We start from the raw sequence: 11,509 nt of genomic DNA, 5'->3' as shown, positions 1-11,509 counted from the left end.
CCGGGCAGCTTTGCCGGCAGCGCAGGCGGAGCCGCGCAGCCGGGCTTTGCGCCGCCCGCTTCGCGCGGGGCGGCGGCACAGCCGGCGCGGCCTGCCGATGCCGACGCGCTGTATAGCGCTCCGGAAGCATCGCCGGAGCTGCCGGCCTTTCCGGAGCTGACCCTGATCGGGCAGCACCATGGCACTTACCTGATCGCTCAAGATGAGCAGGGGCTGTACTTGATCGATCAGCATGCCGCCCATGAGCGGGTGAATTACGAATATTACTACGAGAAATTCGGCAAACCGGCCGATGCGTCCCAGGAGCTGCTGCTGCCTTTGACGCTTGAATTTACGCCGGCAGAGGCGGAGAAGCTGAAGGAGCGCCTAAGCTGGTTTGAGCAGGCGGGTGTGATTCTTGAGCCCTTTGGAGGCGGAACTTTTCGCGTCGCAGCCTATCCTTACTGGTTTCCAGAGGGGGAAGAGGCCTCGATCATAACCGAGATGGCGGAGTGGGTGTTGAATGAACGGCAATTGGATTTAGCCAAGCTTCGGGAGAAATCATCCATCATGGTCTCCTGCAAGGCCTCGATCAAAGCGAATCAAAAGCTGACAAATGAGGAAGCCGTCACCCTGCTTGCCCGCTTGGCTAGCTGCAAGCAGCCTTATACCTGCCCTCACGGGCGGCCGATTGTTATTTCCTTCAGTAACTATGATCTGGAAAAATTATTCAAGCGGGTCATGTAAGGAAGTTCAAAAAGTTATCTTTTGATCACGAAGTGTTACGAGAGGTTGATTCGACATCGAATCTTGCGTTCACCCTCGAAGTCCAAGCGGATGCTTACGAGGTATGCTTCCTTTGGAAGCATTTCGCTCATGTAGGTTTTGCCTACACTCCGTTCCTCCTTCTTCGGGTTCTCGCAACCTTCTCGGCGCTGAAAAGCTATCTTTTTGAACACGCATGTAAAGAGGTAGTTCAAAAAGTCCTCTTTTGATCACCTACAGAGAACGGGGGAACGAGCGCTAGTGATTATAACAACAGGAGACCATCCGGCCCAGGCAACTGTGAGAAGAGCCGAGAGCCTTGCAGCCAAGACAGGCGTTCGCTATCTTCCTAGGAACAGAACCTCTCTTGCAAAGATGAGCCTTCAAACGGGAGATGGGGACATATTGGTGGTCCTCGAAGGAGGAGCAAGGCTGTATCGGCAGGATGAGGAGGATATGCACTTTCATCCCAGCATGTCTTTTGTCCGTGCGAAGCGGGTCCTGCGCGGGGAGCGCGATCCGATGCTGGAGGCGGCAAAGCTGCTGCCGGGCGATTCCGTGGTCGATTGCACTGCCGGGCTAGGCTCGGATTCGGCGATATTTTCGCTGGGAGCCGGAGCTGCCGGACAGGTCCTTGCGCTCGAGCAATCCCTTCCGCTGTGGAGTTTGCTGCATGAAGGTTTTGCTAACTATGTATCCGGGGTAAAAGAGTTTGATGAGGCGCTTCGGCGGATCAAGCTGCTGCGCAGCGATCACCTGGGAGTCTTAAAGGGGCTGCCGGACAAGAGCGCCGATGTTGTCTACTTTGATCCCATGTTCCGGGATCCGGTGGCGGAATCGTCAGCGATCTCCCCGCTGAGAGCATTTGCGAATACTAGCTGTCTTAGCCAGGAAGCTGTTCAGGAGGCTTGCCGGGTAGCGCGCAAGGTCGTCATGCTGAAGGAGAAGAAGGACAGCGGCGAATTCGAGCGTTTGGGCTTCACGATCTGCCGCCGTTCCCAGGCCAAAATTGTGTACGGAGTGATTGAGCTTGACAACATTGGATAAACCGAAGCTGGTGGTCTTACTTGGTCCGACAGCGGTAGGCAAGACAAGGCTGAGCATTGAGCTGGCCAAGGCGTTCTCCTGTGAGATTATTTCCGGGGATTCCATGCAGGTGTACCGGGGAATGGATATCGGAACCGCCAAAATAACCCGTGAAGAAATGCAGGGAGTTCCTCACCACCTGATTGATGTGCTGGAGCCGGACGAACCTTTCTCGGTCGCGCTGTTTCAGGAATGGTGCGGGCAATTGATTCCGGAGATCCATGCCAGAGGCCGCCTGCCCTTTATAGTAGGCGGTACAGGCCTGTATATTGAGTCGGTCTGCTATGGCTTTCAGTTCACTGAGGCTTCTGCCGACGAAGAGTTCAGGGCCCGGCAGCAGCAGATTTATGAGCTGGAGGGACCGGAGGCGCTCCATGCCAAGCTCGCCGAGGTCGATCCGAAATCCGCTGAGCGGCTGCATCCGAATGATATCCGGCGGGTGATCCGGGCTCTTGAGGTATTCCATGTTGCAGGCGAACCGTTATCCGCCAGTCTGGAGCGACAGAAGAAGGAATCGCCATATGAGCTCTGCCTCATCGGTTTGACAATGGACCGTCAAATGCTATATAACCGTATTGAACAGCGTATTGACGAAATGGTCGCTTCAGGACTGGTTGAAGAGGTTCGCCAGCTTCTGGAGAGAGGCGTTCCACGGGATACGGTATCCATGCAGGGTCTTGGCTACAAGGAAATCGTCGAGCATCTGGAGGATGAAGTTCCACTGGAGGCCGCGGTGTACAAATTAAAGCGGGATACCCGTCATTTTGCCAAGCGGCAGTTATCCTGGTTCCGCCATATGAAGGATATTTCCTGGATCGATGTGGGGGACGGCCAAAATTTTCAGTCAATTTTCAAGGATGCACAGGCTATAATAGCAGGAAAGTTTTCATCAGATCTTGAATATAATTCTAAACACTAAATGATTCCTATTGGGGGTACGGCTAATGAACAAGTCCATTAATATCCAAGATACATTCCTGAATCAAATGCGCAAAGAGAGTATTCCTGTTACGGTGTTTCTGACGAACGGTTTCCAGATCAGAGGGACAATCAAGGCATTTGACAACTATATCATCGTCATCGACAGTGACGGCCGTCAACAAATGGTGTACAAGCATGCGATTTCGACTTTCCAGCCGCAGCGCAACGTGTCCCTGATGCAAGAATCCCAAAATGATGCATAAGGCATCTGAAACTTTTTAAATTGCAAGACGTTTAAGTGTATAGGAAGAAGAGTGGAGCAACCTGAGAGAGGTTGTTCTTTTCTTTCCGGGGCCAATTCAATGTAATGCTCGCAGTTTAAGTAAAATAGAGAGAAGATCGAAAGATCGGTAAGAAGGGAGTCAACAATCCATGCCAGACAAGAGAACTTCCAGACTGGAGAGAAGCAGCAAGCCGGCGCAAAAGCAAGGGGCTTCCAAAGGACAGAAAAAGAAAAAGAAGCGGATCACAGCAAAAAAGCTGTTGTGGACCTCGTTCTTCACGATTGCCTTTGCGATTTTCTGTGCGATTGCAGGCTATATGTACATTACGGTCAGCGGCGAGAAGATTCTGGCCGAGAATCAGGATAAGCTGTTTATTTACGAGACCTCCAAGGTTTATGACCGAACCGGCAAATTGATGGGTGAGCTGTCGGTCAACCGGAGCGAGCCTGTGGAGGAGGAAGATATCCCTGAATTAGTGAAGGATGCGTTCAAGGCGACTGAGGACCGCCGCTTCGACGAGCATAACGGGATCGATCTGTGGGCGATCGGCCGGGCTGCGGTCAAGGATATTATGGCGCGCTCGCTTGTAGAAGGGGGCAGTACCATCACCCAGCAATTAGCTAAAAATATGTTCCTGGACTTTGATAAGACCTTCTTCCGGAAGGCGACAGAAATGTCGATTGCCATGGCCTTGGAGCGGCACAATACGAAGGATGAAATCTTGACGATGTATTTAAACCGGATTTTCTTCGGTCAGAAGTCCTACGGTATCAAGGCGGCCTCCCAGCGCTACTTCGGGGAGAGCGATCTGAACGAGCTTGAGCTGTGGGAGATAGCGACTTTGGCGGCAATTCCTAAAGGCCCGTCCATTTATAACCCGGTCTCCAATCCCGAGCAGTCCAAGCAGCGGCGCGCTGTCGTCCTGGAGCTGATGTACCAGGAGGGTTATATTACTGCAGCAGAGCGAGATCAGGCCAAAGCGGTGGATTACACCTATGTAGCACCGGACAAAAGCGGCAGCTATCAGGCGTTTATGGATTATGTGGTGAAGGAAGCCGAAGATAAGTTCGGGTTGACGGAAGACCAATTGAACCGCGGCGGCTATAAAATCTATACGACGATGGATATTCAAGCACAAAAGGCTGTAGAGAAGGCCTTTGCCAATGACGATTTCTTTGAAAAGAGCGTCGACGATCAGCAGGTGCAGGCATCCATTGTTATTCAGAATCATGAGAACGGAAGTCTGATCGCCCTGCTGGGCGGCCGCGATTATGAACGGAAGGGCTTCAGCCGGGTAACAAGCCGGCGTCAGCCGGGGTCCACGTTCAAGCCGATAGTCTCCTATGCGCCTGCACTCGAGAGCGGCAAGTTCAAACCGAACTCTCTGATCAGTAATGAGAAGCAGTGCTTCGGAGACTATTGTCCGAAAAACCTGCACGGTTATTCCAAAACGATTGATATGACTACTGCATTGACGAAATCGGAAAATATCCCGTCGGTCTGGCTTCTTAATGAGGTGGGCGTTGGCGCAGGCTTGAAGATGGCTACGGATATGGGGATTACGATGGATAAGGACGACCGCAATCTTGCGATTGCGCTGGGCGGACTTACCTATGGTACGAATACCCTTGAGATGGCAGGAGCCTTCAGCGTATTTGCTAATGGGGGCAATTACAATGAGCCTTACTCCATCAAGTCGATTCAGGATCATGACGGTGTAGAGAAATACAAATACAATGCTCCGAAGACCAAGCGGGTGATTTCCGAACAGACCGCTTACTATATGACGAGCATGCTGCAGAATGTTATCAATGACGGAACAGGGAAACGGGCCAAGATCGACCGTCCTGTAGCCGGCAAGACGGGAACAACGCAGCACGGAATCAGCGGACTTAAGAGCAGCAAGAACAGAGATGTCTGGTTCGTAGGCTATACGCCGGAATGGACCGCATCGATCTGGATGGGCTACGATCAGCCTGATAAAAATCATCTGCTCAACGGCAGTAGCGGCCAGGCTGCTAGTCTGTTCGCAACGATTATGAAAGAGGCTTTGGCTGGAGTGCCTGTGAAGGACTTCCCGGTGCCGGCAAATCTGGAGCCGGTTGAGCCGGAAGAAGAACTGGTCCTGAATCCTGCTAACCTGTCCGCTTCTTACAATCAGGATACAGGTATTATTGCCCTGACCTGGGATGGTGTGGACACCGAGGGGGCGGTATATCGCCTGTACCGCAGAGCGCTTACGGAGATGGATTTTGCATTGTATTACGAGACCCAAGCAACGTCTGCAGAGGATATTGCAGCAGAGGTTGGTTCCGGTTATGAATACTATGTAACGGCTTATGACCCAGCGAATGACGAGGAGAGCGATCCGTCCAATATCGCACAGGTGCTGATTGTGGCGGATGATCCGCCAATGGACGATATCGACCCTGACGATGGTACCATTGTTGATCCGGGTTCGGGGAATGACACCGGACAGGAAGGCGGCAATGGCCAGGGTACTGGACCGGGACAAGGGAATGGAAACAACAATGGAAGTGGTCCCGGCAATGGCAATGGCAACGGTCATGGCAATGGAAATGGTCCGAGCAATGGCGATAACGGCGGCAATGGAAATCCGAACGGCCAGAATCCTGATCAGGAACAAGGCGGTGGTAATCCTGACGGGGGCTCAGAGGAGCCTCCGGGCAGTGGAGATGCAGAAGCACCGGTACAGGAAGGACAGAGCGGAGATGATCCGGCTGCCCAGGTGCAAGTAGATCCGAATACCGGCGGATGATCACTTTCGCTATAGGCATAAGTAGAACAGGGCATCGGCTTTCAAGCTGATGCCTGTTTTTTTATGACAACCTATGAATTCCAAATTTCATTTTTGAGACTCCCTATCAAATATGGTAAGCTGATTATACATTGTGTTGAAAGGGATCAGCCTATGAAGAGAAAATTCGGAGACCGTGCGAATTGGCGGCGCATAACCCAGCGCCAGTTCAAATCCAAATATGTGGAAAGCGAAGCATTTACAGGCTACATAACGCTGTATAATATCCATGCCTTGAGAGACCCCCTCTGGAAAACCTATGGAGGGCATACGTTCCGTATTGCCGACAAGGGCTACACCTGGCTCCAGTATTATCCGAAGGGGGCACACTTTATCGTTACTGCGATGTTTGATAATCAAGGCGAGATTGTGGAATGGTATATTGATGTATGCAAAACCCAGGGGGTTACGGATCAAGGCGTGCCCTGGTTCGATGATTTGTATCTGGATATTGTAGTGCTTCGAAATGGAGAGGTCTTCCTGCTGGATGAGGATGAGCTTGACGATGCTTTAGGCAGAGGCTTGATTACGGTGAAAGATTATGACCTGGCGACAGAGACAGCTCGCGAGCTGCTTGGGGAGATCCGCGCTCATCGGTTCCCCTATTTTTCGATGTCTCTGGAGGACTTCAAGAGACTTGTTCTTGAGTTGGGTTCACCGCGAGCGGGAGGTAAAGATGGATTATCGGATTAGTCCGGTTGCAAGGGGATCTAGGCGGAGGACAAGCAGGTTGCGTAGACGTCTCCTGCTTTTTCTTGTGTGCTGTGTGCTGGCCGGATTGCTGTGGATCGTATTTTGCCTGTATCAAATCGGCAGTATAGACCGGAATCCGGCAATCAGCAGATATGACCAGGAGCCAGCCGATGCAGGGATCGTGCTTGGAGCCTCTATGTGGGGAGATACGCCGAGTCCCGGATTGCAGGAGCGTCTCAATCAGGCGTTGGCAGATTATGAAGCAGGCAGGTTTGAAAAAATCATACTGACCGGCGGACTGGATAAGCCGGAATACAAGTATACAGAGGCAGAAGGTATGGCGAACTTTCTGATCTCACAGGGCGTCCCCGAGGACGCGCTGTTGCTGGAGAATGAAGCAACAAGCACCTATGAGAATTTGTTGTTCAGCCAGGAGATCATGGAGGAGCATGGCCTGAAATCATCAATCATTATCACACATACCTATCATGGAAACCGGGCCTATGAGATTGCAGAGGTGCTGAATTATGATCGCCCGGGACTATCCTTAACGGAGACGAAGGTTCTGAAGCCTAATCAGACTGTCCTGCGGGAGGTCTTGGCTTACACGAAGTGGAAGATGGATCAGATCAGACTCGCTTTGGGCTGGAAATAGCAAAACTTCTAATAACGGAGCAGAAGAGAGAATACATTCTATAAGCGTGTTCAAAAATCGCCTTTTGAACAAACTCTCTATAAGCTATTCCATTGGTTAGAGGTGATCCATAGATGTCAGGACGTGTTGTGGCCAGAAACGGATTTCCTGAAGAGCGACCTTCAAGACAGATCAATGTCATTCTTCGAAGTTCCGAGCCTCCGGTTGTATCCCAGCCTCAGACACAAGAGAGTGAGGGGCAGCAGGTCGCGGGGGCCAAGGGCAATTCGCAGCAGCAAAACCTGTTTCACGAGCTTCAAAAGGAATTAGACGGCCTAGTTGGTCTGGATCATATTAAGGAATTCATGTTTGAGATATTTGCTCTGCTGCAAATTGCGGCAATGCGCTCAGAGGCAGGTCTGCTTTCAGATCCTCAGGTGTTTCATATGGTGTTTAAGGGGAACCCGGGAACAGGAAAGACTACGGTAGCAAGAATCGTGGCCAAAATGTTTCAGCGGATGGGAGTTCTCAGCAAGGGACATTTGATCGAGGTGGAGAGAGCGGATCTTGTCGGCGAATATATCGGACATACCGCACAGAAGACGAGAGACCTGGTCAAAAAGGCGCTTGGCGGCATTTTGTTCATTGATGAAGCCTATAGCCTGGCTCGCGGCGGAGAAAAGGATTTCGGCAAGGAAGCGATAGATACGCTTGTAAAAGCGATGGAGGATCAGAAGAATCAATTCATCTTGATTTTGGCTGGGTATTCCGATGAAATGGATTTCTTTCTGGCTACAAATCCAGGTCTGCCCTCCCGTTTTCCGATTCAGATGGATTTTCCGGATTACTCGATCGATCAATTAATTCAAATTGCTGAAGGAATGGTTAAGGAACGGGATTATATTTTGATGCCTCAGGCGATACTCAAAATTAAGCAGCATTTGCTTCACGAGAAAAGTGAGACGGAACATCTATTCAGCAATGCCAGATATGTCCGCAATGTGATTGAGCGGTCTATCCGCCAGCAGGCTGTCAGGCTGCTTCAGCAATACAGCGGCGGATCACCGGGCAAGCTGGAGCTGATGACGATTCGAACTGAGGATTTGAAGCTAGAGAAGAAATGAGGGCTTATCAAGTCATGTCAAGACTAACCTATGAGACCAGGACGATGGAACCCGATCGGGCGGTTGTAGCCAGTCTGATCACACCGGATATGAAAAAGGAAGGGATCTCCCCGGAAAATTCACTGGAGGAACTGATTCAACTGGCTGATACGGCAGGGGTAGAGGTTACCGGGCAGATTGTTCAGTATCGGGACAGGCCGGACCCCCGTTTTTTGCTGGGGAAAGGCAAGGCCATGGAATTGAAGGAGTTGCTTCTGGAGCAGGAAGCGAATACGGCGATATTCGATCAAGAGCTGTCTGGAGCGCAGGTGCGCAATCTGGAACAGCTGCTTGATGTGCGGATTATCGACCGTACTCAGCTGATCCTGGACATTTTTGCACAGCGTGCCAGAACCCGGGAGGGGATCATCCAGGTAGAGCTGGCTCAGTTGACCTATTTGCTGCCGAGACTGTCCGGTCATGGCAAGAATCTGTCCCGGTTGGGCGGCGGTATCGGAACGCGAGGTCCCGGTGAGAGCAAACTGGAGACCGACAGACGGCATATTCGCAGACGAATCGGGGAACTGAAGCGGCAGCTTCATGAAGTAACCCGGCATCGTCAACTGCACCGTTCCAGAAGAAAGGAAACCGGGATTGTCCAGGTCGCGCTGGTGGGCTACACCAATGCGGGGAAATCGACTTTATTAAAAGCGTTAACAGATGCGGATGTATTGATTGAGAACAGGCTGTTTGCTACGCTGGATCCAACCTCGCGAACGATGGAACTGCCCGGGGGCAGAGAAGTGGTGCTAACCGATACCGTTGGCTTTATTCAGAATCTTCCGCATGATCTGGTGGCAGCCTTCCGGGCGACGCTGGAGGAGGTCAATGAGGCTGATCTGATTCTGCATGTCATCGACGCATCGTCCTCTATGCGAGATGAGCAGCAAAAGGTAGTGGACCGCATTCTTCATGAGCTGGGAGCGGGAGGAAAGCCGCAGCTTGTGCTCTATAATAAAATGGATCTCTGTGAAGAACGGCAGAAGGAGATGCTGCATGGCGGCAGCGTCTATCTGAAGGTAAGCGCCTTGAATGCGGATGATATGGACCGTATCCGTGAAGCGGTGCAGGAATCACTGTCAGCCGGGCTCCGTACCTTCCGGATTCCCGCAGCAAGGGGAGATTTGACGCCGGTTTTGTACAGGATTGGACAAGTCGTAAATCACCGGTATGATGAAACGGATACCATTTATTCGATTGATGTCAGCCGGGGGGAATATGATAAATATGCTTACTTGCTGGCTCCGTTTGCTACAGAGGATCAGGGAGAGCCCATGAAGCATTAAGTCTTTTAGTTGGTTTTAATTTGAATGGGAGAGGGATTATCAACATGGCAGCATTTTCAGAAGAGATTGTCCGCTGGGTTCAAGAGGCGGAGGAGCAGGTGACGGACAGGTTTCGCGAGATGGACCGGGTCGCCGATTTGAATCAATGGAAGGTGATCGAGGCTTTCCAGAAGTTTCAGGTCAGCGACTTTCATTTCGCCGGATCGACCGGTTATGCATACAATGACCGTGGAAGGGAAGTTCTTGACCTGGTCTATGCCGAGGTGTTCGGTGCGGAGGCCGCGCTTGTGCGCCCGCATTTTGCTTCCGGGACGCATACGATTGCCACAGCGCTATTCGGGGTGCTTCGTCCTGGTGACGGACTCTTGTACATTTCAGGAACACCTTATGATACCTTGCACAAGGTAATTGGTACGCCGGGCGATGGCACCGGATCGCTTCAGGATTTCGGAATCAATTATGATGAAGTTCCGCTGCTTGCCGATGGCACCGTAGATTGGGATAGCGTCGGTGACAAGATAACCGATCGCACCAAGGTCATCGGAATCCAGCGCTCCCGCGGCTACGATTGGCGGGATTCCTTCTCCGTTGCCGAGATCGGGGAAATGGTTGCCAGAGTAAAGCGTCTGCATCCTGATTGTATTGTGTTTGTCGATAACTGCTACGGCGAGTTCACGGAGGAACTGGAGCCAACCCAGGTAGGAGCTGACCTGATCGCAGGCTCACTAATCAAAAATCCCGGCGGAGGCTTGGCGGAGACCGGAGGTTATATTTGCGGCAAAGCGAAGCTGGTAGAATTGGCTGCTTATCGATTGACGGCGCCTGGAATTGGCGGAGAGGTTGGCGCTATGCTGGGCACGACCCGCGGCATCTACCAAGGACTGTTTCTTGCTCCGGTGATGGTCGGACAAGCTGTGAAGGGAAGCATTTTGGCTGCAGCTGTATTTGCCAAGGCGGGGTTCTTGAGTCGTCCGGCTTGGGATGCCAAGCGCACCGATTTGATTCAGGCCATTTCCTTTGGGCGTGAAGAGCAACTAGTTGCCTTCGTTCAGGGGATACAGCGAGCTGCAGCCGTGGATGGGCATGTGGTGCCGGAAGCATGGGATATGCCCGGCTATGAGCATCCGGTCATCATGGCCGCCGGTACCTTTATTCAAGGCGGGAGCCTTGAGCTGTCGGCAGATGCCCCGATCCGCGAGCCTTATATTGCTTATATGCAAGGCGGACTCACCTATTCTCATGTGAAATTCGGTATTTTAACCGCGCTGCAATTAATGCTGGAACGTAAGTTATTAGAGGTTTCCGGCTAATAGATTTGAAAAAGAAGTACCTTTCTGATAAATTCGGGAGGTGCTTCTTTTTGTAAGTTAATCTCACATAAGTATTGACATGTCAGGATACTTTACATAGAATAATAACATGATTATCTAACTGGAAGGTTGAGAGCGATGAGTGACGAAATTCGCAGAAATATGGCCTTGTTTCCGATTGGAATTGTAATGAAGCTCACGGATTTAACGGCTAGGCAAATTCGTTATTACGAGCAGCATCAATTAATCGTTCCCGCACGCACATCCGGCAATCAGCGATTGTTCTCGTTTAACGATGTGGAACGCTTGTTGGAGATCAAGGGTCTTATTGATAAAGGGGTTAACATTGCCGGCATCAAGCAGGTGATGAACCCGATGACCAAGGATTCTCAAGAGGCTACCGTAATTACGAAGGATACCGAAGTGAAGCGGAAGGAAATGTCTGATTCCCAACTGTACCGGATGTTAAAGCAGCAGTTATTAACTGGAGGAACACGGCCGGGTCAGGTATCGTTGATCCAGGGAGAACTGTCCAGCTTTTTCAAATTATAAACATGGGGAGAGATTGGT

General features: G+C 51.4%; 10 protein-coding genes and 1 pseudogene. All 11 read left to right on the top strand.

The window, feature by feature from the left end:
- Window positions 1-726, top strand: a pseudogene (locus tag TX85_RS27485) (DNA mismatch repair endonuclease MutL); the annotation flags it as partial.
- Between the two features lie 279 nt (window positions 727-1,005).
- On the top strand, window positions 1,006-1,791 hold the full coding sequence (locus tag TX85_RS09130; RefSeq protein ID WP_044478792.1) for a class I SAM-dependent methyltransferase: 786 nt from the start codon (window positions 1,006-1,008) through the stop codon (window positions 1,789-1,791).
- The gene (miaA, locus tag TX85_RS09125) at window positions 1,775-2,749 is read left to right on the top strand and encodes a tRNA (adenosine(37)-N6)-dimethylallyltransferase MiaA (protein WP_044478790.1); all 975 of its coding nucleotides are present in this window, start codon (window positions 1,775-1,777) and stop codon (window positions 2,747-2,749) included. The genes TX85_RS09130 and miaA overlap by 17 nt, the downstream gene beginning before the upstream one ends.
- Window positions 2,750-2,774: 25 nt before the next feature.
- A complete protein-coding gene (gene hfq / locus TX85_RS09120; protein WP_044478789.1) occupies window positions 2,775-3,014 on the top strand; it encodes an RNA chaperone Hfq in 240 nt (79 codons plus the stop codon).
- A 169-nt stretch (window positions 3,015-3,183) separates the two neighbouring features.
- A complete protein-coding gene (locus TX85_RS09115) occupies window positions 3,184-5,814 on the top strand; it encodes a transglycosylase domain-containing protein (protein ID WP_044478788.1) in 2,631 nt (876 codons plus the stop codon).
- Window positions 5,815-5,967: 153 nt separating this feature from the next.
- A complete protein-coding gene (locus TX85_RS09110; RefSeq protein WP_044478787.1) occupies window positions 5,968-6,546 on the top strand; it encodes a DUF402 domain-containing protein in 579 nt (192 codons plus the stop codon).
- A 37-nt stretch (window positions 6,547-6,583) separates the two neighbouring features.
- A complete protein-coding gene (locus TX85_RS09105) occupies window positions 6,584-7,201 on the top strand; it encodes a YdcF family protein (protein ID WP_233500668.1) in 618 nt (205 codons plus the stop codon).
- 113 nt (window positions 7,202-7,314) lie between these two features.
- Window positions 7,315-8,304 carry an AAA family ATPase gene (locus tag TX85_RS09100; RefSeq protein ID WP_044478784.1) on the top strand — a complete coding sequence of 330 codons (990 nt, stop codon included), beginning with the start codon at window positions 7,315-7,317 and terminating at the stop codon, window positions 8,302-8,304.
- 14 nt (window positions 8,305-8,318) lie between these two features.
- Window positions 8,319-9,629: a GTPase HflX gene (hflX, locus tag TX85_RS09095; RefSeq protein ID WP_044478783.1), complete on the top strand. Its 1,311-nt coding sequence runs from the start codon at window positions 8,319-8,321 to the stop codon at window positions 9,627-9,629.
- Window positions 9,630-9,673: 44 nt separating this feature from the next.
- A complete protein-coding gene (locus TX85_RS09090) occupies window positions 9,674-10,939 on the top strand; it encodes a methionine gamma-lyase family protein (protein WP_044478781.1) in 1,266 nt (421 codons plus the stop codon).
- A 138-nt stretch (window positions 10,940-11,077) separates the two neighbouring features.
- Window positions 11,078-11,491: a MerR family transcriptional regulator gene (locus TX85_RS09085; protein WP_044478780.1), complete on the top strand. Its 414-nt coding sequence runs from the start codon at window positions 11,078-11,080 to the stop codon at window positions 11,489-11,491.
- Window positions 11,492-11,509: the final 18 nt, after the last annotated feature.

The sequence above is a fragment of the Paenibacillus antibioticophila genome (assembly GCF_000455265.1).
GTDB lineage: Bacteria > Bacillota > Bacilli > Paenibacillales > Paenibacillaceae > Fontibacillus > Fontibacillus antibioticophila.
The sequence above is the reverse complement of the archived record's forward strand: the minus strand, read 5'-3'. Positions and strand labels throughout refer to the sequence as shown.

What these genes read in the sequence shown, in the direction of transcription:
- TX85_RS09115 (WP_044478788.1), top strand. Translation starts at nt 3,184, where the DNA reads ATGCCAGACAAGAGAACTTCCAGACTGGAGAGAAGCAGCAAGCCGGCG.
- TX85_RS09110 (WP_044478787.1), top strand. Translation starts at nt 5,968, where the DNA reads ATGAAGAGAAAATTCGGAGACCGTGCGAATTGGCGGCGCATAACCCAG.
- hfq (WP_044478789.1), top strand. Translation starts at nt 2,775, where the DNA reads ATGAACAAGTCCATTAATATCCAAGATACATTCCTGAATCAAATGCGC.
- TX85_RS09100 (WP_044478784.1), top strand. Translation starts at nt 7,315, where the DNA reads ATGTCAGGACGTGTTGTGGCCAGAAACGGATTTCCTGAAGAGCGACCT.
- hflX (WP_044478783.1), top strand. Translation starts at nt 8,319, where the DNA reads ATGTCAAGACTAACCTATGAGACCAGGACGATGGAACCCGATCGGGCG.
- TX85_RS09085 (WP_044478780.1), top strand. Translation starts at nt 11,078, where the DNA reads ATGAGTGACGAAATTCGCAGAAATATGGCCTTGTTTCCGATTGGAATT.
- TX85_RS09090 (WP_044478781.1), top strand. Translation starts at nt 9,674, where the DNA reads ATGGCAGCATTTTCAGAAGAGATTGTCCGCTGGGTTCAAGAGGCGGAG.